Origin of the sequence: Acinetobacter sp. AS167 (assembly GCF_037152175.1) — a bacterium.
Classification (GTDB): Bacteria; Pseudomonadota; Gammaproteobacteria; order Pseudomonadales; family Moraxellaceae; genus Acinetobacter.
In genome coordinates, this window is record NZ_JBBCMP010000001.1 from 333292 (window position 1) to 358717 (window position 25426).

Genomic DNA, 25426 nt, shown 5'->3' on the forward strand with positions numbered 1-25426 from the left:
TGAAAAAGCAACCTGTAATCGCTACTTCTTATTATTTCTGGCAATTCTTTAGATAATTGCCTGAAGTCGTTCGGGCAATGAATTGGTTGCCCATCAAAGTTAATACCTGATCGGCAACACCGATCAGGTTTTTTTATATCTGAATGTTAAAAATATTTTGAATCAATTAAGTGTAAAGATTTTGGAGAATGTCATGATGAAATTTAACTACGTATACTTTAGCAACTTTTATTGGACTTACTTTGGTCAAGTGAAAAACCTGATCGCCCATTTGAATAGATCCCATACGCTCAAATAAAAGTTCGGACTTTATAGAGTCCAAAGGAATACATCATGAATGCACTAAATATTGCTTTACAACAAAATCAAACCATAGAAACTCAACTCAGTTTACCTTATGAGTTAAAAGAAAAATTTGCATTAAAACATAAGCTCGCTTTACAAATCACTGAGCAACGCCAAACAATTGAAAATATTCTCGATGGTACAGATGACCGTTTATTGGTGATTACAGGCCCATGTTCTATTCATGATGAAAAATCCGCATTGGAATACGCAGATCGCTTAATACAATTACAAGAAAAAGTGTCAGATCAAATCTTTCTAGTGATGCGTGCATATATTGAAAAGCCACGTACAACAGTGGGTTGGAAAGGGTTTTTATACGATCCAAATTTAGATGGATCTGCTGATATGCAATTGGGTTTAGAAAAATCACGCCAATTGTATTTACAAATTATTGAAAAAGGTTTGCCGATCGCCAGTGAAATTCTAAGCCCTATGGCAACTGCATATTTTGATGATTTATTAGCTTGGGGGGCTATTGGTGCACGTACCAGCGAATCACAAATTCATCGTGAAATTTCAAGTCATATGCCTTTTAGTATTGGCTTTAAAAATGGGACAGATGGCTCGATTCAAATTGCTTTAGATGCAATCCAATCTGCAAGTCATCCTCATCAGTTTCTAGCCATGGGCCAAAAGGGATTGCCTTGTCTTGTACATAGTCATGGTAATCCTTTAGCACACATCATTTTACGTGGTTCAAATAAAGGCACAAACTATGATGCAGAATCGATCCAACAGATCCGCCAGCAGCATCAAGGGAAATTACCAGCATTGTTGATTGATTGTAGTCATGGTAACAGCAGTAAAGATCCTTTAATGCAACCGTTGGTTTTACAGCAAATCATTGAAGAAAGACATGTGACCAAGGTACGTGGTGTAATGCTAGAAAGTCATTTGGTGGATGGTAATCAAAAAATCTCTTGTGATATGACTTATGGTCAATCTGTTACAGACGGTTGTTTGGGTTGGAATAAGACGGAGCAATTGCTGTTGGATATTGCAGAGCAGCTTTCTGAAAAGACTTTAGCGTTTTCGGCCTAAATACAGTGTGTAATTTATTTTTATAAAGGCTGTATTAGATTAGAAATATGTTAATCTAGTAGCTATATAAGCAGTAATTGAATAGTCTTTTTTGATTAGTACAAAACAACGAGTAAACTAATTATTGAAAAAGCTTCAAATTTAGTTTGTATCGAAATTTATATTAAGTTGATTAAGCAAAAAAGAACTTAACAACTGATGTTACGCTTTGGTATGAATTAAATTTATCTATGTTGAAAATATAGACTTACGCGGCGGAGTCTTACATCAAAAGTTTAAATTTAGAGAATAACCTTCGGTTCGACCTACTTTTGTTTCGGCAAAAGTAGGCAAAACCATTGTCATCCGCAGAACTCGACCACTTCTGTCAAAATATTCTAAGTATCGCAGATACTTTATAAATTAGCAGTAGTCCTACCTCAGACAATTGCGGATGACGTTTTCGCGTAGCCATTTTATTCGAGGTACAACATGACTTTAGAGTTGTTGCGTAACATCAGTTAATAAAATAACTTTAATATGGAAATTAATTTTAACTTTGATGGTCAATTTGTTTAATGGTGCAAAAAGACGCACTTCCTTGATTTTCATCGACATATAGAGTTACTTGAGGTTTTTTTCTAGCCCAATTCATTAAGAATGCTGCTAGAATTGTTTTTCTGGCTTGTGGGATGATTAAGTAACCCCAAGGATTTTTATTTTCACAAATTCTTGGAACCTCTCTAGTTTCTAATCGTATCAGTAATCCTTCAGTTATACTTGTAATATCAGAAACTCTTCCAGACACATATGTCTCAGCTGCAAAAATTTGCTGGGTAAGTAGAATTGCCAGTAATAATATTTTCTTCATTGCTGTATTTCCTTGATTTAAAATTATTGTTAAATTTTAGGATGCATCTATAGTCAATTAATCATTTAAAATATAATGATAAAACCCTTGAGCTAAAGTCCATGGTTGAAAATCTGAACAACTCTGAACTTCAGAAAAATATAAAGTTACAGATTTCTTTGTAATTTGAGCAGTAAGTAATACAGCGAATAATTTACTGCAATTCGCTGGAGAGATTTCATTCCAAGTTGCTGATGTACTACATAACAAGGGGCTGCTTAAACCACCAACACTGTTAGCAAATAACCCACCTGAACGTGGATTTATCGACACACCACTCACTTTTCCTGTACACATAATATTACCAGCAAAAACAGATTGATTAATTAAAATGAGTAGCAATAAAATAAATTTTTTCATTAGCATCACTTTTAAGAAGAGATTTTTTGGTACGGTGGTATATGATGTCAAAGTATGAAAATTTCTTAAATTACCACATTCTTACCATCCAAGGTACAGTTACATAATCCGTTTCTTCACAATTATAATTGTCCTGTATATAACGCAAAGTTATATTCTTTTTCATCGCATATGCTTGCATTAAGATACCTAAGTATGGCTTCGTTGATGGTTTTGACCATGAGCCAATTTGTTTCCAAGATTCTCGGCCACTTGGAGACTTAAGCAGTGCTAACAAATCAGTTTCTTGTGTTTGAATTTGCATCACTTTATATGGTCCACAATCTACTTGAGCAAAACACTGACCACAAAAAAATGCACAAATAAAAATAATTATAGTTTTCATGAATATACCTTACTAAATTAATAAATATGAAACCAAACGATAGATGGTCTACCATCTGATGAACATCCATCTAAATAAATATCTACAAATTTCTTACTTAAATAAGCCGCATAAAGTGAGGCATATGTTCTTTTTCCATTTGTAGTGCTAGCGTCAAAACGGAATTGATTTACATTTTTATATGGACAAGACAAAGTGTTACCAAAAGGCTCCCCTGATAAACTTGCATAACATGTTCCATCTACATGATGGCAACCAATACTGGTAATTTTTCGATATGTAATATTCTCAGCAGCAAATACAGAAGTATTTGCTGTCATTAAAATAAGAACAAGTGTGATTTTTCTTAACATTTTTCTCCACTCTCATAATGAATTGTGAATATTTTGTGTTGAACTTGTATTTTTTCTTAAAAATATGTATTTTTTATATACAACTTATTAGAAAAAGTAAATAGGGTTAAAAATGAAAAAAGTAGTGTTCTTTGTTTTGTTGGTGTCTCAACTAGTGTTTGTTGGAAATGTTTTAGCCAGTGACTACACAGGAAAAGTTGAATCAATTGTAGTACGTGACTCAGATGGACTCATTTATATTTATTTTAGCGGTAGTCGATCAAGTAATATCCCGGATTGTGCTAAAAATACAAGTTATATGATGATAAAAAATGAAAATAGTGCAACAGGAAAGCGGCAATTAGCAATGTTAATGTTGGCACAAGCATCAAATAGAAATGTAGGTGTAGAAGGAGCGAATGTATGTACAAGGTGGCCTGACGGTGAAGATATTCAATCAGTTATTTTGCAACGCAAATAGGTAATTAAATAGATAAATAAAAAGGGATATCGCTCATGAGAATAATAATAAGTTTTGTTTTAAGCCTATTTAGTTCAATACTTTATGCTGGACCAATAGATTGGTCTGTTGCAATGACATCTTTTCCATCAGATCAAAGTGTGGGTGATACTGGACAAGAAAAAACACCCAATGGTTATGTCGATTTAATGAGTGGTAACCTTGTTTATGATGTACCTGAAGTGACTTTAAAAGGTGAGCGTGGGCTTAATTTTACCTTGTCTCGTTCTTATGGAAAAGTCAATAATGGTTTTCGTTCGATGGGAAACTGGGAGCTTGAATCGCCAAGGTTGGTAATGATGACTGGAGCATCGACTAAACTTCAGGGTGATAGTAGTGCTGGTATTTGTATAGCTAATGGGGATGCAAGTACAGGAAATAATAGTTCAGGAAAAGCTGTTTATGAAACAACTATTATTGATAGTGGGTATAAAAGTGAAACTAAACAAGAGATTTGGCAATTACTTAATGCGAATTATTTTAAAAACTTAGCATATGCAATTTCCATATCTACCCCAGAACAGAGAAGTATAGATCCGAACTCTTTTTATAATGTTAATACATCATCTCAAATCTACAATGGAATACCTTTTGATGCATTAAGCGGAATTCCTAATTACGCAACCAAAGTCCCTGATTCAGTAAAAAACTATAGAGATTCTTTAATTTTAGAAAATGAAAAAAATAATCAAGCTGTAGTTAATGCTTTGATTACACATTTAAACTTATCATATTTCACGTATAATCGATTGTTTTTTAATAAAAAAATAAATAAAATTGGTATCGTCGTAAATGGCTATGAAAGATTTATTTATAAAGGTGATGCTGATTATACAAATTTTACAGCTTTTGCTGAAGAATTTATAAAAAATTTAGGTAGCGAAATTTTAACTGCAAAAACATTTACTATTAATTTTTATTCCGCAGGTTCTAGTACCCCGATTGTTTTAAGAGATAATGATGGATTCCCTATTAGTGTTTTACAGTTAAATTTATTATTTCAAACGAATGCTTATGCAAATACATTGTTAGCATTATTAGAAAGGACATGGACTGGTTATAACGACTATATTGATACTAGTAAAAAATGGGTGTTTTCAAAAACTTATTCATCTAAAAGTGATTTAGTATTGTATTCTCAAGTAGATCCACGTCAAAGACCAATTTCGCTATATCTTCCAGGGCAAAAAAATATTACATTCTATCCTATTAAAACTGGTGTATCTGGATATCCAATATCTGCACGTTATGTATCACAAGATAATTGGTTTATTTCATGTGAAAATGGCGGAAATGATTTTAGGGTAAGAGCACCAAATGGGACAAATTATTTATTTCCTAGTCAAAATCGAGAAAATCAAACAGGCTTTCCTACTGTTTTTGCAGGTCAATATATTGCTGGTCGTGTAAGTATCTATGCTTCAAAAGTAGAGAATCAATTTGGCGAATCTTATTTATTAAATTATAACAAGATTGACAATACCAATCAAACTTATCAAGGTTATAATAATTCAACAAAATTTTTCTTAGAAAGTGTTAAACATCAACTTGATGGTAAGGATATCAATCCTAATAGTGAATTAGTATTGTTATATGCTAAATATAAAAATGGTTCAATAGTCACTGAAAACAAAAATGTTTTTTCGAATATCCAAGGTGATATAGTTCTGACTAGAATTAACCGAAACATAAATAATAAAAATGTGGTTTGGAAGGCTTATGTTTATTATCAAGGTGTTACAAGCAACTATTTAAATAATGATACTATCCCTGGAAGTACCAATACATTCGGGCAAGTTCAAAATAAACAAGCGGCTAGTGTTTATTTAAGAACAGTTGGTGATGTAAGTGGGGACGCGATTACATATGATTATGGTGGACCATATAGAATTGTTGGAAACCATCCTAAATCTGTAAATGGAATCACTTCACAGGGTTATATGTGGTTTTATAGTGATTTGACTGGAATTAAATATTTTAAAGGCTCTTCAAGTGGTCTTATAAATGCGAAATCTGTTGGTTGGTCGTACTACCTTTTTAACGAATCTCGTCCAGGTTTTGTAGAAAGCAAATCTTATAAAGTTAATGGTTCTTATTATAGCGGTGTAGATATTAATCCATTACAAATTACCTATAACTACAGCCGAAATAAAGATACTAAAGAACAAACAACAATAGTAACAACCAAGGATAGTACTACAGGTTTATCTAAACTATATACCTATGTTATGAATGCCTTTGAGGGAGGCGGCGCAGAAAGTTTCTTACATGGATTACTTAAAAAAGTAACGATCGATTCGAGAGAAGAAAATTATAACTGGACAACCTTACACCTTATTGGTCAAAAACCTAAAACGACTAATGATAATTATACTGATAATGAAGACGTTTTTTTAGTAAGGTTAAATAACAAAACAATTAATCATCATGGTGCTTATGGCATAACTTATCGAGATTTTGACCAATATGGTAATGCTCAAACGATTGAATCTACAGGCCTAAAAGGTACAAGTTCAACTTCATTACCAAGTGTTAGTATTTCTTATTTTAATGCTGACCCTGCAAATGCTTCAGTGAATGATGGTAGCTTGCCTTGGATTACAGGTTTACCTCGTCAAAAGACATCTGGTGGGTATACAACACAATCTATTGAATATGATGTTCAAGGTGCGATCAAAACAGAAAGTAAAGAAGGACGTATCACCAAGTTTAAATATGAAACCGTTTCATTTAGTTCATGTCTAGGTAACCTTACTGATTTTGCTTGGTCAAAATTTGCAAGTTGTTTCTCCAATTATGTTGTTGGAGATAAACATACTGGTTTACCAATGGAAGTTGATGTGGGTAATGGTCAACAAATTACTCAATACTCTGCCTATAAAAAAGGTATACCCACCAATATTCGTTTAGCCAATGGTGGCCTAGAGACCAATGTGATCGATGACTTTGGTAATATTATTTTCCATACAGATGCAGATGGTGTTCGTTCACAAAACCAATATGACGATGCAGGTCGTTTAAAAGTTGAAACACCAGTTATTGGTTTAAGCTATACAACTATTGATTACAATGGTTTAGACATTGTAAGAACTATGCAAAATGGCGCAAGTTATAATAAAACTGAAAAATATAATGGTGATGGTTTACTGATCTATTCTGCTGTAAATACATCAAATAAGACGGTGGTAAATTCAAATAAATATGATGCTTTTGGAAATGTAATCTTTAGTTCAAATCCATCTGCTGGTGGTACAAGTGAGGGGATTTCTACAGGTTATGATGTCTTTGACCGACCGAAAACTGTAATTGATAATGGCGTAACCGTAAACTACTGCTATCAATCATGTGGTGGGCGTAACGGTGCTATTGCATTAACAACAGATGCTTATGGTGTTACTGAAACTGATTATTTGGCTGCTGGCGATTTTAGTGCAAATCTAAAAACACTGGTCAGTCGTAAAGGTGGTGATGGTTCTGTATTCACAACCTCAACTGAATATAATTTAGGTCTGTTAAAACCAACTTTTGCAGCTTCAGGTGCTTCAACACAAAGTTATACCTATAACAGTAATGGCACATTGGCGTCCGAAAAAGACAATAGTATCAATGGGCAAAAGGGTTATGGTTATGATGTGACTGGGCGAATTAAAACCATTAGCCATCAAGATGGTTCAGTCGAAACAATTGAATATTATCCAATCAATGATTTGATTAGTTCTCGTGCTTGGCGTGGTATAACCACCAATTATGGCTATAGCTTAGCTGGGCGCCTAAATTCAACCAATAATGCCAATACTTCACAAGGCTATGGTCGTGATGGTTTTGGTCGTGTTGTAACACTAACACAAAATATTAATTCCAATAATGCTAATTATGGTTATACCACCACATTTGGTTATAACAACTTGAACCAAGTGGTTTCGATTATTTATCCAAACGGCAAATCTGTGAATTTATCAGATCAAAATGCTTTGGGTGAAGTCTATTCAATACCTAGTGTGATTCAAGGGCTTAACTACAATATATTGAGTCAACTTACATCTGTACAAGCAAATGCTGATGTAGCTTGGACATATTCGTACTCAAACAATGGCTTGCCTACAGGTGTAAGTTCTACCAGTTTGAATAAATGTGTACTGAATATTGGATATGGTTATGATGCATTAAACCGTATCAATAGAATGAGTGATCATTGTGGTGCGACCTATAACGCCACAATTGACCGTTTCGGTACAGGCTTAATGAAACAGGTTGAGCTTGATCAGGCACGTTATCAGTATTTATATAACAATGATGATATTAGTTCAGTCAATATTACCTCTAAGAGTCAAATCGTTGCACCTGCTTCCTACACTTATAACTATGTGAATGGCACATCACGTTTAGCGAATGTTAGTGGTTCAGCATATAACTTTAGCTATGATGCGATGGGGAATGTCACTAATGATGGCGTCCGTGCCTTAGATTATGATGCTTACTATCGTATCAGTAAAAATGGTAATGAAAGCTATATCTATAATACAGATGGTTTGCGTGTTCGTGCAGTTCGTGATGATGGTATTACTGACTATATTTATGATTCAGCAGGTAATCTGGTCTATGACATTAACCATCAATCAGGTTATAGCAAAGCCTATGTTTATGTTGCTGGGAAATTAGTTGCAACTTTAGAACGTTATCCAGATGCCAACAGTAAAGGCTTTGATTTGATGAATGATTTTGAAGGGGCCGAGTTTGGTATCAATAGCTTGTTAGAGAGTTATGTGGATAGCGATGATGATGGTTTACCTGATTATATCGAACGCTTTATCGGTTCTGACCCAAATAATCCTGACTCAGATGGTGATGGTCATAAAGATGGTTATGAGTATAAATTACTGGGTGCGAAAGGTGTTTTAGACCCGTTGATTCAACCAAGTGAGCCTGATCCTGATGAAGATATGGCAGCATGGTTGCCTGCAATCTTAGATATGATCTTGGAAGATGACTAAGGGGATAAATCATGAAAACAAAAATGAAAGACCTAATGAAAAATAAAAATATGCAACCAAATAAGATCTGGTTAATAACAGTTCAATTGATTGTATTAAGTCTCTTCCTCGTTCTTAGTCAGCTCACGCTGGCTAAGGATCGGATTCAATATCATGTCCAGAACTTTGATGGTTCAACCTTAAAAGTGATCAATGAACAGGGTGTGGTTAGTCAGTCTTATCAATACGCACCTTTTGGTCATCAACTGCAATATAAGAAACCAAGTAATTTAAAGAATCCCAATGCTTTTGTTGGAGGGGTTCAAGATGCTGATGATTTGGTTTATTTAAAGCAACGTCACTATAACCCAGTATTAGGAAGATTTTATCAGCCTGATCCCGTGACTTTTATTATGAAAGGTCATGGACAGACCAACCGTTATCAATATGGATGGAATGATACTTATACTTTTAGTGATCCGAATGGACGAGCAGTACAACTACCATTGCTTGCATTTGGGATATGGGCTTTAGATAACTTAAGATCGGATTCACCTAATGTGAATAATGCTCCACCAAGTGGAATTGGTGATGCGGCTTTATTAGGATATAGCGGAGCTTCATTATTATTTGAAGCTAATATGTTACGAACAGGAATGGCATTATCAGCTTCAAGCCTTCCACTCTATACTTTTCTTTCGAAACCTACTACAGTTTATAGAACTATGGAGCAAGCTGATTATTTGATACTTCAAACTACAGGAAGATTACCTGGTACAGCAAGTGGAACATTTATTTCACCTAACTTAGCCTATGCTCAAGGAACCTATAAAGGAGTGACTGTTGAGTTCCAGATTAACCCACAGTTCTATGATCAGATGTTGAAAATTGCAACAAGAGATACTTCAAAAGCTGTAAGTAGTTTTCCACAATATGCAAGTTTACCAATCAATAGAAGTGGTTGGGGATCAAGTAGTGTTTTAATTAAAAGTGAAGAATATCGACTTCCTGGTGGAATTATAAGTATTGGTTTAGGTCAGGGTAAGGGATTAGATTTATTTAATCAAAATATTATAAGATTTAGAGAAGTTCCAAGATGATTTTAGGCGGTTTATTATGATATTTAGTGTTGAACAAAAAAAAGCTCTGGAAGACCATTTTTCTAAAAATATTGGAGTAGATACTTTAAAGACAATACTTGGATTTAATATTGAAAACAATCAGATTTTCGGTTTTGAACTGTTAAAGCTAGCTGAATTTAATAAGAATGAATATGCATTAATACTTGGAATATTTTATATTATTATTGATAATCAGGATGTCGATGATAAAATATTTTCTTTTATTAAAAAAATATACTTTAGTGAATGGCACCATGAGCATGAAAACATTCTTAGTATTTTCTCTAAAAAAATAAGTTGTAAATATATAGATTTTTTATATGAAGCTATAATATTTGTACCCCAATATTTAGTAGGTTTTGAGGAGCGATCTATTGCAAGAAGGGCTTTCTTTGGATTAGGAAGAAATATTTCTTGCCCCAAAGCTTTGGAATATCTGAATCAATTTCTTAATGATCCAGACCCAACACTCAGAGCATTCGCCGATGAACAATTTAAGATCTTAGGAATTAAAGTTTAGCCACATCAATAGTTTGATCTGGAATATAAATACTTTCATTAGGAAGTAATAAGCTTGCTTCCTTAAATTTATGCTCTACTACTAAATTAGAGATTTCTTTTGCTTCTTCTGTTATATCAATGATATCAGTTACCCATTTATTGATGTAATGTTCAACTGCAATTCCACTTAGACCGATCTGAATAGCTCTGTATTTTAAAGGTTCTAATAATAAATTTCGTTCAGGATCCCATTGTATTCTTACAGGAGTTTTGGATTTAACTATATTCCATTCATCTTCTGTAATTGCTATAGGCTTATGGCTTGAACAACTATGACTTAATGCCCAGTCGAAGCCCTCTTTTGATATATCTATTGCTAAAATTTTTTGTTGCTTATTATCTTTATGTCCCCAACCAGCGCGATACATCATCCAAAGAAATGAAGGCTTTATCCATGTCATTCTAGTCATTTTGAAATGAGGATTATCCTTAAATGATTTATTTCTAATTGCTAATGAGGCTAATTCATAAGAAAAAGCTTGATATACTCTAATGGTAGATTCTGTTTGATAAGCCCGAATAACTTTTTCATCATATTTATTCATTTTTGAACTCAGATAAAAATATGATTATATTTTATAGTATAAATTGATAATTGGATCATTCTTGTTATAATCATTTAAAATATAAAAATTGGTCAACACATGAAAAATATACTTATAGCATTCTGCTTTAATCTACTATTTTGCAGTTCTGTATTTGCAAATAGTGGTTTCTATAACTCAAAAATTAGTGCAATCACAATCCATGATTATTGGAATGTACTTGTAATTGAATTAAAGAGCCCAGTTGCAACTGGGGAAGGCTGTGCTGTATCAAATGCAGTAGTCTTACAAAAGAATCATTACATGTTTAAAGAAATGTATGCAGCACTAATTTCAGCTTTCCATGCACAGACGATGATTAGTGGCTGGGCAAATGGTTGTTTTAGAGAGTATCCAGTACTAACTAGATTAGACTTAAGAAAATAACAAATTAAGTTATTAAAATTTGGGAAAACAAAAAGACCAGACTCATCTGATCTTTTTGTGTTTAAACATTATTTTTAAGCATTAGGATTTTAAAAATTAAAGCCCAGCTTCATATTCACTATTGCTGAGTAACTTTTCAACATCTGTAATATTGTCTGGTTTAATTTTATAAATCCAACCCTTGCCATACGGGTCGTCATTTACAAAATCAGGATCATCTTCGAGGGCAGTATTCACTTCTACAACTTCACCAGAAACAGGCGCATGAATATCAGATGCTGTTTTAACGGATTCAACTACACCAGCTTGAGCACCAGCAACCACATGGCTACCCACTTCAGGCGCTTCAACGTAGACTAAGTCGCCTAAAGCATCTTGAGCATGGTCAGAAATACCAGTAATCACAAGATCACCTTCAATTTTTACCCATTCATGTGTAGCTGCATATTTCAAATTTGAAGGATGATTCATAATGACTCCATTAATCAATTTATTTTTGGCACGAGTTATACAGGTTTTTTAATCAAAACAGAAAGCAGAGATACTGATAAACTTATTCATCGAAACAAATAATCGTGATAAATCACATTATAAGTATGGGTCTTTGCGCCAACTACTTGGGCTACGACCACTCCAGCGTTTAAATGCACGACTAAAGTTTGCAACATCACTATAACCGAGTTCATCTGCAATTTGTTCCAGTGTATAGTCAGTACGGGAAAGTAACGATGTGGCATGGCGATAACGTACTTCATCTACCAGTGTAGAGAAAGAAGTACCTTCGGCAGCCAACTGACGCTTTAATGTACGGTCTGACATATGCAGACGATCTGCGACATTTTCAATACTTAAATAATGCTGTTCCGAATGGGTCAAGATATCACGTACACGCATCGCCAAACGACGTCTTTCACCCAAAGCTGAAAGTTCTGCTTCACATTGATTAATCGCAATTTGACTGGCAATCGGGTCAGCATTGACCATTTTTAAGCCCAAGTAGGATTTGTCAAAACTTGCAATGAGATGTGGCTGTTCAAAACGCATATTGTATTGCTTTGCCAGTTTCTCGATGTATTTGTCAAAACCATCAGGTTTGGGAAAATCAAAATCGATATCGCCATGCAAATAATCAATGCCGGTTAAGGCTTTTGCCATGGTCATGATACCAAAGGTTAGCCCCATCACAATTTCTGTGCGCAAAGGTTCGATTTCGATATCACATTGCAATTGAAGTGTGGCTTTTTCACCAAAAGTCGAGAAATACAATTGTAGAAAGGGCATACGCAACTGGATAAAACGGTTGGCTAAAACAAGCGCATCGGTAATATCGTGTGCTGTCATGATGGCATAACCAATAAAGCCATGAATGGAAATACGCATTTGTGTACCGAGATGAAAGCCTAAGGTGCTTTCACCTGTAAGTTTTAATGCATGTTTAATCAATTCATTGGCAAGCGGTGTTGGGATCCGACACTCAGGATCTGCTAACTGTTCACTGGTAAAATTAAAGGGTGCGAAAAGTGTTTCTGCGCTATATCCCCAACGAGAAACAATATCTAGTAATAATAGTCCATAAACACCAGGAATTCCCTGATCTTGGCGAGCTGAGACTGTTTTCATGTGCTTTCCATTGCTCTGAACATTGTTTTTACTTGTTTAATCATATTGTCATGATATGGAAAAACCCTTAAATATTGTAAGACAAATTTAGGATTAATGTGCATCAAAATTGCGTTTAAAGACCACAATTTTAGTGGTTGAAATCAACAATACATCATCATCTTGATTTTTTGCTTGTGTTACATAGGTCACAATTGCGCGATCATTTTTGGTTTTAGACGGCAGGATAGCCACAACTTCGACATCAACATGTATTTTATCGCCCACACGTGTGGGTTTTGGCCATCTTAAACTTGATTCTGAACCAATTAAGCCATAAGCAACAGGGAAGCATTCTGTCCAAAGACGCATGGTAATTGCAGACGTATGCCATCCACTTGCAGCAAGTCCTTTAAAAATCGGGTGATCTTTGGCTTTTTCAGCATCAGTATGGAAAATTTGCGGATCATACTTATGCGCAAACTCTAAAACCTCATCCAAAGTCATTTCGTACTCACGACTTTTAAAACGATCGCCTATATTTAAATCTTCCAAGTACAACATTGTTTATACATTCCCTTAATTTCACACAATACTCATAAATAATGATGTTCTAAGCATAAAAATTAAATTATCTAAACTCTTTCATTGTAAGTCACCATTAAGCAATTTCAATGACTGTTTTTGCCAGTCATCATTTTTTTAAGTCGTATTGAAATATCAATCAAAATATAGAATGATTCAGATCATAATAACATTGTCTAATGTCCTGAAAGTAATGAAAATACGACCAAAGTGAATTGAGCAAGCTCAAGACGCGTTAAAGCAATGTTTTAAGCATCCAAACTTCACAAACATGGCTATGACCAGTATTACCTTTAGGTTCCGATAAATGCTTAAAGCCTAACTTTTCATAGAGTTTAATGGCTTGCCATAAATCTTGTGTAGTTTCTAAATAACAGGATTGAAAGCCTTGTTGTTGTGCAAATTCGAAACACTTTTCAAGAATTAGTTTGGCAAAGCCTAAACCACGAAGTTCAGGCAAAAAATACATCTTTTGAATCTCTAATATGCTTGCATCTCCTTGTAATGGTGAAAGTCCTCCACCGCCAACAACTCGACCATTTATATCCTCAATGACCCAGTATTGAGCATTAGGTTGAGCGTATACCTGATATAAATCATCTAAAATCGGATCGGCCACTGCGAAGCCTGATTCAGGGGCTAAGCCAAATTCTTTAGATACTTCACGAATGACTTGTGCGATCGATGGATTGTCTTGTATTTGTATCGTTCTAATTTGGTACATAAGTAAATGAAAATAAAAAAGGTAGAATTTTTATAACAAAAATTCTACCTTTTGTGATCAGTTAAAAATTCAACTGATCAAAACTTTACCACTTGAATAGTTGTATAGGGTCTGTTGACAATTTGTCTAGTTATGAAATGCCAACAAACCCTAAGTAAATTTACAAGTTTTGCTACTAGGCTATTTTAATTCACTTGAAGATTTACCCAATTCTCGACGGGCAATAATCAGCTGTTGAATCTGTTGCGTTCCCTCAAAAATATCTAGAATTTTTGAATCACGCGCCCATTTTTCTAATAATTCATCTTCGTTATAACCCATACTAGCAGCCAGCTCTACACATTTTAAAGTGATTTCATTGCAAATACGCCCAGCTTTTGCTTTGGCGATAGAAGCTTCACGAGAGTTTGGTTTTTTATTATCCGCCATCCATGTGGCTTTTATGGTGAGTAAACGTGCAGCTTCCCATTCTGCCTCCATCCGATAGATTTGCGCAGCCAAATTTGAGGTTTGCAAATATGGGGTTGCATAGTCGAGATCTAGTTCATCTTTAAAGATTTCTTTGATGCGCTCTAGAGAAGCTTTGGCACAGCCTACTGCCATAGCTGCAACTAGTGGGCGGGTATTATCAAAAGTTTCCATCACACCCGCAAAACCTTTGGCTACGTCAATTTCTGCATTACCGAGTAAGTTGACTCCAGGTACACGACAGTCAATAAAACTAATTGCTGCTGTATCGGATGCTTTAATACCTAGTTTATGTTCAAGACGTTCTACCTTCATACCAGGTGTGCCTTTTGGTACTACAAAAGATTTAATCGCAGCACGCCCCAATTTCTTATCCAAAGTTGCCCAAACCACGACTGAGTCAGCACGTTCCCCAGAGGTGACAAATATTTTTTCACCGTTCAGAATGTAATCATCACCATCTTTGGTTGCGGTTGTACGAATCGCAGCAGAGTCAGAACCACAACCAGGTTCAGTGATGGCCATCGCAGCCCATGTTCCTTTAAAACGCTCAAGCTGTTCATCATTGGCGACGGCAGCAATGGCTGAATTTCCCAGTCCTTGACGTGGCATGGTCAGCAATAGGCCTGTATCGCCATAACACATTTCAATCACACCCAATGCAGTCGACATATTTGTGCCATTTTTATTATTACTGTCTGTATCGCCACGTTTATTAATCGCAGCACCAGCGTTGAGTCCATCGCCACCATCGTTCATGCCATCTAGTAACGATGCGAGCATATCGAGTTCTTTTGGATAGGCATGTTCCGCTTTGTCGTATTTACGAGAAATTGGACGTAAAACATTTAAAGCAGTTTCATGTGCTTGATCTAAAAGCATTTGGAATTTTTTTGGATTTTGTAAATTCATGATTTTTATCCTTTATCTTCTAAGTTAAGCGTGTAAGCCAGAATGTAGAACGGCAGTTGCACGTAAGTCACGGTACCAACGCTCAGCTGGATGTTCCTTAGTAAAACCATGTCCACCTAAAATTTGCACACCATCTGTACCAATTTTCATGGATTTTTCTGCACAAAGTAGACGGGCTAAATACGCTTCTCTATGGAAGGGTTGTCCTGCTTCTGCAAGACTGGCTGCATTTAAAATCAGCATACGCATTGCATCAATTTCAATCGCCATATCTGCGATCATAAATGCTACACTTTGACGGTGTGAAATGGGTTCACCAAATGCAATACGTTCATTGGCATATTCGATGCTGTAATCTTTAACCGCTTCACAAGTACCAACAGCCATTGCACACCACATTAAATTACCTAAATCTAAAAATGCAGCGTAATTAAAATCGTCATCACCCAAACGTTGGGCTGGGGTATTGTCAAATTTCAAGCTTACCGTTTCCGTTGCTTTTAAACCCATTGCAGGTGTTTTTTTCACTGTAATACTTGAATCTCGCTTTACAACGAAAACATCCGCTTGACCTTTAAAGTCAGCATTAACAAGGAATAAATCTGCTGTTGCACCCAACAGCACTAAAGTTTTTTCTCCAGTAATGCTGAATTGTCCGTTGTTGGCAGTTGCTTTAGTTTTTAAATGTAATGGATTAAATGCAGGGGTTGCTTCTTGTACTGCAAAAGTGGCTTGAATATCGGTATCATTGGCAAAATTGGGCAAATAAACAGATTGAACTTGTTCAGAACCCCATTGAGTAATTGCATTGATGACACTAAAAGTAGAGAGCAGACCTGCTGCAAGTGAAAAATCACCTTTAGCTAAGCGTTCAGCAATTAAAATATTACTCACAATATTTTTTTCAGATGCGACACCACCTAAAGCTTCAGGCAGTGCATAGTAATTTAGACCTAAATCGGTACTGTGTTGCCAAAGCTCAGCTGGAAACTTTTCGTCGTGATCCGCTTGATGAGCCAATTGATAAAGTACTTCGGAAGCAAATTGATCCATGGCATCCACAGTCATTTGCTGTTCTTCAGTCAAGCTCAGATCAAATAGGGACTTTTGTTGGTTGGGTAAACGTTGTTTGGTTACATTTGAATCTGATTTAAAGGCTTTTTGTGTAGCACTTAAGGTTTTAAAACCTGCTTTAGACCCTTGATAAAGAGATCTTTCAATAAATTTGCGCAATTTAAACTGATCAAGTAAATCACTACCTGCAATTTTTGTAATTAGATTTAAACCCAAACCTTGAGCTTTATTTACCATATTGGTCATGCCGAAGTCCCTGTATTTTAGTGTCGGTATACATCAATCCTGACATGCATAAATATAAAAAACCATGTCAAAGCTGACAAACTGATTGACCATAGATGAATGGTAGAGTTAAGGGTTTATAAGTTTTTAATATTTTGATTTTTATAAATTATTTTAAAATAAAAATACCCAACATTTGTTGGGTATTGGTAAAAGTGACATTTTAAAAACTTTTAAAATCTCTTTTAACTTGTATGAAAACTAAAAAGATTAAACAAAAGGTACAATCATTTTACGAACATTAGTCTTTGCTTCAATCACCGTCATAAATGTATAAGCACCAATAAATTTACGACTGATAAACATAAATTCTTTTGGTGGAATACTGAAGTAACGTGAAGCCATTGATTTTGAAGCACGTTGCATCACACGGCTATGCAACTGGCTTTTTTTCCAGTCATAACGATTATGTTGATCCATCACGCCAGCGGGTAAATCTGGATTATTTAAAGGTGTACTAAAGGCTTCTGTTGCCAATAAAAATACTTTTGCCATATCGGGTTTAATGCTTAGGGGCATGGCATCAAAGAACTCATAGCCTGACATTGCCTTAACCATAGCTTCAGCATCGTGGTTATAACCGGCTTTAATTAAATTACAGGCAACACCAAGGAGTTGATCATCAAACTGACGTATTGCACCAAAATCTAATAAAATAATTTTGTCTTTTATATCTTCACCATTACCCAAGCGAACAAGGTAATTACCAAAGTTAGGATCGGTTTGCATTTCGCCCCACTCAAACAATTCACGGACTGCGATTTCAAGTGATGCTTCACCTAAAAGATTTCGGCGCTCTTGCGGTAAAGATAACATGACAGGGCTGTTGATGGGGACACCACGTTCAAAGGTCATGCACAGGACTTGATTGGTACAATAGTCATCAATAATTTGTGGCACGCCATAACGTGGATCTTCTTTAAGTCGCTGGCCAAAACGACGGGTTGTTGCCGCTTCAACTTTATAATCAACTTCACGATGCATCATTTCACGAACTTCATCAAACCACTGATCGAACTCACGGGTTTGTGGCACCATACGTGTCAATTTAAGCATATTTCGAAATAGGCTCATATCTGAGTCTATGGCGTCAGCTACACCTGGATATTGGATTTTAAGAACCAACTCTAATCCATCTGACTTACGTGTTGCGCGGTGAACCTGAGCCAGAGAAGCTGTACCAATCGGCTCATGATCAATGGTGAGATCGTTGAGTTTTGAACCCAATTGACTGACCAATTGCTCTTTAATCGCAGGCCATGCAAGGGCAACTGTTTGATTATTGAGGGTGTTTAATGCTTGAGTAATTTCTTCAGGTAAAAAATGCTCGCCATAAAGCGCCATCATTTGACCGATTTTAACAATTGAGCCTTTTAGCTTACCAATTTCTTGAACAAGGTAATTGGCTTGTTCCTTCATCGCTTGTTTACGTTTTTTTTCTTTTTCTTCTTCACTTGAAAAGATTGAACTCGCACTTGAAGCTGCCCAGCGTGTACCTGCCAATAATGATGCTTTTGCGATTGATAAGCGACGATCCATTGATGAGGTTTTTAACTGTTTGAGCTTTTCGTTCTGATCTGACATGAAGATAAAATCCTTTAAAAGAGATTCGAAAAGATAAAAAGATGACTAATTGTAAGGAATATTACATGGAATGACTGTATTTAAACAGTTCAATTCGCTGAATGGGGGAATTAAATTAATTTCATCAAAATAGCCTAAGCAATATTAAAATTTACATTCTAAATTGGATTTTGAGCTCTTTCCGAAGTATTAAACCTTGCTTATTAGAAGCAATGTAATTAATGATCAGATCCTTAACACTTTGATTGGTAAAACCCAGTGCATAACCTTTAACAATGATTATGCTTGGCAAGCTAAAGAAAAAATATTTTACATCATCTAGAGAAGCCGGTTCATAAACACCTTGTTCTGTAAGGGTTTGTTGAAAAAATTGCTTTTCAATTTTGACATTTGGAGTGGATTCATCATCCCACCATGACTGACGCATTGCCATGAGGTTATTATGTTTGTAGCTCATAAATTAACTAAATTCATAAATATTTAAAAACTTATTGTATATATAAAGGTGAAATGACCTAATTTCAAGTTAAGTGCTCAATCTCAGCAATTTAGCCACAAATAAGTTGATATTTTATAACCATGAAGATCGATTTTTTAAAACATATAATAATAGCTTGAAAATAAATCTGAAAAATTAGTGATATGGTGTAACAAAGTTGATTGCTTTAAATCAATTTTTAACCACAATTTATCTACAATGATTGTATTTAGTTTCAAATTTTTTACACTCTTCTACATAGCTGATTATTTAAAATTAGCGCCTTAGTTCTTTGGATTAAGAGTTTTTGAATTAAAATAATGATTTTGGGATAGGGAATTGGATGTATTTAAAATATTGGGGTATCAGTTTAGTTGTATTATTGCCGATGTAAATACAGGCGATCGGCTATAGTTCAGAGTATTTAAACTGTATGAATTCGGCAGGTTCGAGCTCAGCAACACTTGCCAGTTGTATGAAAACAGAGTTGAGTAAACAAGATGATCGTTTGAAATCATTATTTAAACAGACACTGGACCTGTATACAGATAAGCAACAGAAAGTTCAAAAGAAATATCAGAAACAATGGCTTAAACTTCGAGAACAGCAGTGTGATGAGTCGAATAAATCAGTTTCAGATGATTATAAAATGAAGTATTACAATTGTGCGCTTAAACAAACAGTCAATAGAGCCAATATCTTAGAGAAACAAAGCTATCGTTTATAGTGCTTTATTGCGCTATAAAATAATTGCTAAGTAAATTGTCGTAAAGCATTATAAATGTCATGCAAAACAAGGTATCATAAGGCGTTTAAAAATATGACCTTGGAGAAACCTTAAGTGGATCGACCGACTATTAGCCCTGAACATTTACAGGAAGCTGCTGAAAACCTATCAACAATTCGTGATTTTATTCGTTTTGGGGTTACAGCTTTACGTCAATACGATGCACATTTGGGTCAAGGTACAGAAGATTATTTTGCAGAAAGTTCTGCCTTGGTGTTACAAACGCTTTCTTTAGAATGGAAGGCGGATGCTGAAATTTTAGATTCAAAATTATTGCCAAGTGAAAAAGCTGAGTTTTTAAATTTACTCGAACGTCGTGTAAATGAAAGAATTCCAACCTCTTATTTACTTAACCTCGCTTATTTCTTTGGTAAGCCATTCTATGTTGATGAGCGTGTGTTAATTCCTCGTTCACCGATTGCTGAATTGATCGAAAACCGTTTTGCACCTTATTGTTTAGATGAAAATGGACAAACACGTGCAGGCGTGAATAATTTACCTGAAAACCCAAATCCAAAAACACCACAGCGTATCTTAGATATGTGTACGGGTTCAGGTTGTATTGCGATCGCGCTGGCATATGCATTCCCTGATTCAGAAGTAGATGCAACTGATATTTCTAAAGAAGCATTAGAAGTGGCTTCTATTAATGCGGAGCACCACAATAAGCAATATCAGGTGGCTTTGCTTGAGTCAGATTTGTTTGCCAAAATTCCAGCTGAAAATCAATATGATTTGATCGTTTCAAATCCACCGTATGTGGATGCCGAAGATATGGCAGATCTCCCGGATGAATTCCATCATGAACCTGAACTTGCTTTAGCTGCTGGTCAAGATGGTTTGGATTTAGTTCGAAAAATGTTGGCTCAAGCTGCTGATTATTTAACTGAAGACGGTTTAATCGTGATTGAAGTAGGTAACTCAGAATGGGCAATGAAACAGAATTTTAATACGATTGATTTTTACTGGTTACAGTTCCAAAAAGGCGGTACAGGTATTTTTGCTTTGACTGCTGAACAATGTCGTACATTCCGTGATTTATTTATTCAATCTATTCAAGCTTAAGGAGTCGTAAGCATGGCAGGTAACAGTATTGGACAACTCTTCCGTGTAACGACTTGTGGTGAATCTCACGGCGTAGGCTTGATGGCAATTGTTGATGGTGTGCCACCGGGTCTTGAATTATCTGCTGAAGATTTACAAATTGATTTAGATCGTCGTAAACCGGGAACGTCTAAGTTTGCTACTCAGCGTAAAGAGCCAGATGAGGTTGAAATCATTTCTGGAGTTTTTGAAGGTAAAACGACAGGAACTTCGATTGGTTTATTGATCCGTAATACAGATCAAAAATCTAAAGATTATGGCAATATTGCGCAAACTTTCCGTCCAGGCCATGCAGATTACACCTATACGCAAAAGTATGGTTTCCGTGATTATCGTGGTGGTGGTCGTTCAAGTGCACGTGAAACGGCGATGCGTGTGGCAGCGGGTGCGATTGCAAAGAAATTTCTTTTTGAGAAATTTGCGATTGTGATTCGTGGGCATGTGACGCAAATTGGTACAGAAAAAGCACAAGCTTTAGATTGGAATGAAGTTCCCAATAATCCATTCTTCTGTGGTGATGTCAATGCAGTTCAACGTTTTGAAGCGCTGGTGACATCATTGCGTGAACAGGGTACCAGTTGTGGTGCAAAGCTTGAAATCCTTGCAGAAAAAGTACCTGTAGGTTGGGGTGAACCCGTATTTGATCGTTTAGATGCTGATATTGCCCATGCCATGATGTCAATCAATGCGGTGAAAGGTGTTGAAATTGGTGATGGTTTTGCAGTTGCAGAACAATTTGGTCATCAAACACGTGATGAACTTAGCACCGATGGGTTTTTAGCCAATCATGCTGGTGGTATTCTCGGGGGTATTTCTTCAGGTCAAACCATTCGCGTAGCGATTGCGTTAAAACCAACCGCAAGTATTACCACACCAGGAAAAACCATCAATCTAGATCGTGAAGATACAGATGTCCTCACCAAAGGTCGGCATGATCCTTGTGTGGGCGTGCGTGCGACACCTATTGCTGAAGCCATGCTTGCCATTGTATTGATGGATCATTTTATGCGTCACCGTGCACAAAATGCGGATGTGGTTGCACCATTTGCCCCAATTGAACCTAAATAGCAAATATATTTGAGATAAGAGAGGGTATTTTAGTTTTGAAATATCTTTAATTATGAGAGCAAATTTCAAATGATTTGTCTTTACTTAACAAATTTAGGTCAATGCGAATGGATTCATTATTTTAAGTTAAAGATTTTCAGTTAAAAAAACCAGACATTTTGTCTGGTTTTTTTATATCTATTCTGCTCAGTCTTATTGAGTAACAATTTGACCTGTATAACCCTTTAAGAACGTTAGGTACGCAGAAGATTGTTGACCATCTGCCTTTAAGATTGAACGTTCAACATCGCCCTGATTGGTGACCAATTTAAGTGAAATTTCTTTACCATTACGGAATGAGTTAAGAAAACTGACTGGAACATTAATCGAGTTTGATGAAACTGTACCCGCATATTGGGTCGTGTTAATGGTTGAATATGTATACGGCTGGCCATCCACTAAGAAAACAAATTGGGTAATATCATATTTTGTTGGGTTGTTAATTTCTGCTGTGATTTTAAAGCCATCACGGACTTCATCTTTCCAACGCATAGATAGTTCAGGGCAAACTTCATTTGCTTCACAGATTAAAGGGCCTTTTGTAACAACTCTTTCTGGATAAGAGCCAGCACAACCCGCCAAAGTTAAACATGCTAAAGAAGAAATTACTGCAAATTGAAGTTTCATACCGCTTCCTAATAAGTTCATTTGTGTTATTGATATGTTGATAATCTAGGTAAAATTTAACGCTTTTTAGTTAAAAAGTGAATTAAATATTTCAGTAATTTGTATTTTAGTTAAGGCATAGCATAAATCTTAAACAATATTTAAGATTTTTAATATTTCCTTTGCAATATTCTCAGTCAATTGATTTAGTCGAGTCAACGGCTCACCTTCAATAAAATATTTAAAATTTGATAACCTGTTTTGATAATAGATTGAGATAAAGAAAGTACCTTCTGGTTTTTCAAGACTCGCACTACCACCTGGTTTAAGTAAGCCTGTACAACTGACAATGATATCTGCAGCTATAAAGAGCTTTTTTCCTTGAATTGCCATTGCTTGAGTAACTTCAACTGATTCAGCACTATATTTTTCGATGAGGGATGGATCAACTTGTAAAATTGAAATTTTAATAGAAGGGTCGTAACTGACTAAACCGCCTAATAAAATATCTGCACCACTGTTTTTATAGATCGAAAATTGGCTGGATAAATAACCAGAACTTGCACTTTCAATAAATGCGATTGTTAAATTCTTTCTTTCAAGCAGATCACAACATTGTTTTAAAAGCATAAGTATGACTCTAAAATAATTATTGATATTCAATAATTTAACTATAAGTAAATTGAAAAAATTTGCAAGAAAACTATGTGGAAAGTAGGCATACTCATCGTGTATTTATTTAATTAATTATAAAAATTAATATGTTAGATTGACTTTTATCAATAATAATAAAATAACTAAAAAGAAAGTGTGGTTGAAATAGGTTTGTCATATTTATTTGCCATAATGTCTGCACAAACAACAAAAACCAAGAATAAGCATTAAATAACAATCAAAAAAAGTTTAAAAGAATAATCAGCGTAAAGTCTGTAAATATGCAGTCAACCCACTCTTCAACAGGTGGGTTTTCCTTTTTTGGGCCAATCGTAGAATTACTGTGCAATATGGTGAATTTATATATTTCAAACCTGCCAAAAGGTGATATAAATAAAAATAAAGTGCATATGAAAATGGAGTACGAATCATGAAAACGACAGTTAAGTATGTTGTCCTAAAAAGTAGAGAATATCAGCTTGGCACCGCTTTATTTGAAGAAAGTATTGAAGCCGAAGGAAATTATTTTGATCAAATTCCCGATATCATTCACTATCAAAATCATAATTTTAAAGTAAAGTCCAAAGAACTTAGCCGTAAGCAAATTTTTGATGATTTTGAAGAATCTCAAACCATTTTAGTCAAAGTTATCGCGATTTAATAATTTTCCCAAGTTGTCTTTGCTATGGACATTGCATAAATAAAACCCAGCTAAACTGGGTTTTATTTATCTGATAATTTAATCAATCACTGTTTAACAATCAATACAGGGAGTTTAGTTTGACCTAGTACGTCTTGCGCAAAGCTACCCAAGAAAAATTTCTGGAAGCCTTTACGCCCATGTGATCCCATGATAATTAAATCTGTATTTAATGATTCAGCAGTTTTAATGATGGTTTCTGCTGCAACCGAGTCTCTCACGACTTGTGTATCAATCTGAACACCTTGCTGTTCAGCCAATTGTTTGGCTTTGCCCAAACCTTCTTCCGCATTTTTAATTGCTTCTTCAATGTAATCTTTTAACATATCTGGCGAATAGTAAAAATCAGCAGCTGCAAAAGGGTCTTCAGCAACGACACTGATCGCAGTGACTTTGCTTCCAAAGGCTTTTGCAATCGCAGCAGCATGTTTTAATGCAGAAAAAGAAATGTCAGAACCGTCAACTGGGACAAGAATATTTTGATAACTCATAATCACACCTTTTTAATTAAGATTTCAAATAAAAACTAAGCTTCTTCTTGGGTAGATTTAATAATCAACACAGGCAGTGGAGAAATAGACAACACTTCTTGTGCAACACTCCCTAAGAAGAATTTTTTCAGACCAGTACGTCCATGGGAGCCCATTACAATAAGGTCCACATTTAGTTCATCTGCAACATCTAAAATTCCAGTAGCAGGAGGAACTTCACGTACCACTTTGGTATCTACTGTTGTTACACCATGGTGAACTAAAGTTTCTCGAATATCTTTTAAACGTGCTAAAGCATTTTTTTCAGCTTCAAATAAATATTGAGTTACAGCAGGCGCTATTTTATAAAAATCGACGCCTTTAAAAGGATCAACTGCGATTACACTCATCACAGTAATTTTACAGTTAAAAGCAAGTGCAAGTTTCTCTGCATGTTCAAGTGCAGCATAAGAAATAGGAGAGTCATCTACAGCAAGAAGGATATGTTGATAAGCCATTATAAGTTTCTCCTTTTAAGGGGGCTGTTGACATTTCATAAAGGGTTTGCGTTGTAAGCTAAAATTGAGCAGACAAGGCAGGAAACGAAGAGAATAGCGAGACTATTTTCGAGTTTCATAACGCAGACTGAGATAAATTTAGCCACAACCCTTCGGGACTAGCGTGTTTTTTGCCGCTACGTCGTTACGAAATATTCATTTAGAATGACTAAATTTCATACTTCGTGCCTAGTATCACCAAAAAAACACACGTAGTCGCAAATCTAGACGAAT

Annotated in this window: 27 protein-coding genes; 10 read left to right on the forward strand and 17 right to left on the reverse strand. The window is 35.4% G+C overall.

Annotated features, from left to right (window positions below):
• Positions 1-333 precede the first annotated feature (333 nt).
• The gene (locus WFN33_RS01615) at positions 334-1389 is read left to right on the forward strand and encodes a 3-deoxy-7-phosphoheptulonate synthase (protein ID WP_336951017.1); all 1056 of its coding nucleotides are present in this window, start codon (positions 334-336) and stop codon (positions 1387-1389) included.
• Positions 1390-1921: 532 nt separating this feature from the next.
• Here WFN33_RS01615 and WFN33_RS01620 read toward each other — a convergent pair.
• From WFN33_RS01620 to WFN33_RS01635, 4 genes are all read right to left on the reverse strand, one after another.
• Positions 1922-2239, reverse strand: a complete 318-nt coding sequence (locus WFN33_RS01620) for an ABC transporter ATP-binding protein (protein WP_336951018.1) — start codon at positions 2237-2239, stop codon at positions 1922-1924.
• Positions 2240-2296: 57 nt separating this feature from the next.
• Positions 2297-2638 (reverse strand): hypothetical protein, encoded by a 342-nt coding sequence (locus WFN33_RS01625; protein ID WP_336951019.1) that lies wholly within the window; start codon positions 2636-2638, stop codon positions 2297-2299.
• Between the two features lie 70 nt (positions 2639-2708).
• A complete protein-coding gene (locus WFN33_RS01630; protein ID WP_336951020.1) occupies positions 2709-3023 on the reverse strand; it encodes a hypothetical protein in 315 nt (104 codons plus the stop codon).
• Between the two features lie 17 nt (positions 3024-3040).
• Positions 3041-3376 (reverse strand): hypothetical protein, encoded by a 336-nt coding sequence (locus tag WFN33_RS01635; RefSeq protein ID WP_336951021.1) that lies wholly within the window; start codon positions 3374-3376, stop codon positions 3041-3043.
• A 112-nt stretch (positions 3377-3488) separates the two neighbouring features.
• On the opposite strand from WFN33_RS01635, the gene WFN33_RS01640 reads away from it, so the two are divergent.
• The 4 genes from WFN33_RS01640 to WFN33_RS01655 are packed head-to-tail and all read left to right on the forward strand — an operon-like array spanning position 3489 to position 10486.
• Complete coding sequence (locus WFN33_RS01640; protein WP_336951022.1) at positions 3489-3836, forward strand: hypothetical protein; 348 nt, start codon at positions 3489-3491, stop codon at positions 3834-3836.
• Positions 3837-3871: 35 nt separating this feature from the next.
• Positions 3872-8866: an RHS repeat protein gene (locus WFN33_RS01645; RefSeq protein WP_336951023.1), complete on the forward strand. Its 4995-nt coding sequence runs from the start codon at positions 3872-3874 to the stop codon at positions 8864-8866.
• Positions 8867-8877: 11 nt separating this feature from the next.
• Positions 8878-9945 carry an RHS repeat domain-containing protein gene (locus WFN33_RS01650; RefSeq protein WP_336951024.1) on the forward strand — a complete coding sequence of 356 codons (1068 nt, stop codon included), beginning with the start codon at positions 8878-8880 and terminating at the stop codon, positions 9943-9945.
• A 16-nt stretch (positions 9946-9961) separates the two neighbouring features.
• On the forward strand, positions 9962-10486 hold the full coding sequence (locus WFN33_RS01655; protein WP_336951025.1) for a hypothetical protein: 525 nt from the start codon (positions 9962-9964) through the stop codon (positions 10484-10486).
• On the opposite strand, the gene WFN33_RS01660 is transcribed toward WFN33_RS01655, so the two are convergent.
• Positions 10476-11072 (reverse strand): DUF4291 domain-containing protein, encoded by a 597-nt coding sequence (locus WFN33_RS01660; RefSeq protein WP_336951027.1) that lies wholly within the window; start codon positions 11070-11072, stop codon positions 10476-10478. The two genes, WFN33_RS01655 and WFN33_RS01660, sit on opposite strands and share 11 nt — an antisense overlap.
• Before the next feature lie 99 nt (positions 11073-11171).
• On the opposite strand from WFN33_RS01660, the gene WFN33_RS01665 reads away from it, so the two are divergent.
• Positions 11172-11498, forward strand: coding sequence for a hypothetical protein (locus tag WFN33_RS01665; RefSeq protein ID WP_336951028.1), 327 nt, complete (start codon positions 11172-11174; stop codon positions 11496-11498).
• Positions 11499-11594: 96 nt separating this feature from the next.
• On the opposite strand, the gene gcvH is transcribed toward WFN33_RS01665, so the two are convergent.
• From gcvH to WFN33_RS01705, 8 genes are all read right to left on the reverse strand, one after another.
• Positions 11595-11969, reverse strand: a complete 375-nt coding sequence (gene gcvH, locus WFN33_RS01670; protein WP_336951029.1) for a glycine cleavage system protein GcvH — start codon at positions 11967-11969, stop codon at positions 11595-11597.
• A gap of 117 nt (positions 11970-12086) precedes the next feature.
• Complete coding sequence (locus WFN33_RS01675) at positions 12087-13118, reverse strand: AraC family transcriptional regulator (protein WP_004720255.1); 1032 nt, start codon at positions 13116-13118, stop codon at positions 12087-12089.
• Positions 13119-13211: 93 nt separating this feature from the next.
• Positions 13212-13661 carry a MaoC family dehydratase gene (locus tag WFN33_RS01680; RefSeq protein ID WP_336951031.1) on the reverse strand — a complete coding sequence of 150 codons (450 nt, stop codon included), beginning with the start codon at positions 13659-13661 and terminating at the stop codon, positions 13212-13214.
• Positions 13662-13917: 256 nt separating this feature from the next.
• Entirely contained in the window at positions 13918-14406 is a 489-nt protein-coding gene (locus WFN33_RS01685) for a GNAT family N-acetyltransferase (protein WP_336951032.1), read from the reverse strand.
• Positions 14407-14586: 180 nt separating this feature from the next.
• Positions 14587-15786 carry an acyl-CoA dehydrogenase family protein gene (locus tag WFN33_RS01690; RefSeq protein ID WP_336951033.1) on the reverse strand — a complete coding sequence of 400 codons (1200 nt, stop codon included), beginning with the start codon at positions 15784-15786 and terminating at the stop codon, positions 14587-14589.
• Positions 15787-15810: 24 nt separating this feature from the next.
• On the reverse strand, positions 15811-17097 hold the full coding sequence (locus WFN33_RS01695) for an acyl-CoA dehydrogenase family protein (protein ID WP_336951468.1): 1287 nt from the start codon (positions 17095-17097) through the stop codon (positions 15811-15813).
• Positions 17098-17355: 258 nt separating this feature from the next.
• Positions 17356-18729: an ABC1 kinase family protein gene (locus WFN33_RS01700; protein WP_336951034.1), complete on the reverse strand. Its 1374-nt coding sequence runs from the start codon at positions 18727-18729 to the stop codon at positions 17356-17358.
• A gap of 151 nt (positions 18730-18880) precedes the next feature.
• A complete protein-coding gene (locus tag WFN33_RS01705; protein ID WP_336951036.1) occupies positions 18881-19186 on the reverse strand; it encodes a hypothetical protein in 306 nt (101 codons plus the stop codon).
• A gap of 454 nt (positions 19187-19640) precedes the next feature.
• On the opposite strand from WFN33_RS01705, the gene WFN33_RS01710 reads away from it, so the two are divergent.
• The 3 genes from WFN33_RS01710 (at position 19641) to aroC (ending at position 22166) form a co-directional block, all read left to right on the forward strand.
• A complete protein-coding gene (locus tag WFN33_RS01710) occupies positions 19641-19934 on the forward strand; it encodes a lysozyme inhibitor LprI family protein (RefSeq protein WP_336951037.1) in 294 nt (97 codons plus the stop codon).
• A gap of 114 nt (positions 19935-20048) precedes the next feature.
• On the forward strand, positions 20049-21059 hold the full coding sequence (prmB, locus tag WFN33_RS01715; protein WP_336951038.1) for a 50S ribosomal protein L3 N(5)-glutamine methyltransferase: 1011 nt from the start codon (positions 20049-20051) through the stop codon (positions 21057-21059).
• 12 nt (positions 21060-21071) lie between these two features.
• Entirely contained in the window at positions 21072-22166 is a 1095-nt protein-coding gene (aroC, locus tag WFN33_RS01720; protein WP_336951039.1) for a chorismate synthase, read from the forward strand.
• 192 nt (positions 22167-22358) lie between these two features.
• Here aroC and WFN33_RS01725 read toward each other — a convergent pair whose 3' ends face one another.
• Complete coding sequence (locus tag WFN33_RS01725) at positions 22359-22832, reverse strand: hypothetical protein (RefSeq protein WP_004821699.1); 474 nt, start codon at positions 22830-22832, stop codon at positions 22359-22361.
• Positions 22833-22961: 129 nt separating this feature from the next.
• Positions 22962-23441 (reverse strand): CinA family protein, encoded by a 480-nt coding sequence (locus WFN33_RS01730; protein ID WP_336951040.1) that lies wholly within the window; start codon positions 23439-23441, stop codon positions 22962-22964.
• 454 nt (positions 23442-23895) lie between these two features.
• On the opposite strand from WFN33_RS01730, the gene WFN33_RS01735 reads away from it, so the two are divergent.
• A complete protein-coding gene (locus tag WFN33_RS01735) occupies positions 23896-24126 on the forward strand; it encodes a hypothetical protein (RefSeq protein ID WP_336951041.1) in 231 nt (76 codons plus the stop codon).
• Positions 24127-24212: 86 nt separating this feature from the next.
• Here the strand turns inward: WFN33_RS01735 and WFN33_RS01740 are convergent, their stop codons facing one another.
• Both WFN33_RS01740 and WFN33_RS01745 read right to left on the reverse strand, forming a co-directional pair.
• On the reverse strand, positions 24213-24656 hold the full coding sequence (locus tag WFN33_RS01740) for a universal stress protein (RefSeq protein ID WP_336951042.1): 444 nt from the start codon (positions 24654-24656) through the stop codon (positions 24213-24215).
• Between the two features lie 35 nt (positions 24657-24691).
• Positions 24692-25153 (reverse strand): universal stress protein, encoded by a 462-nt coding sequence (locus WFN33_RS01745; RefSeq protein ID WP_336951043.1) that lies wholly within the window; start codon positions 25151-25153, stop codon positions 24692-24694.
• Positions 25154-25426: the final 273 nt, after the last annotated feature.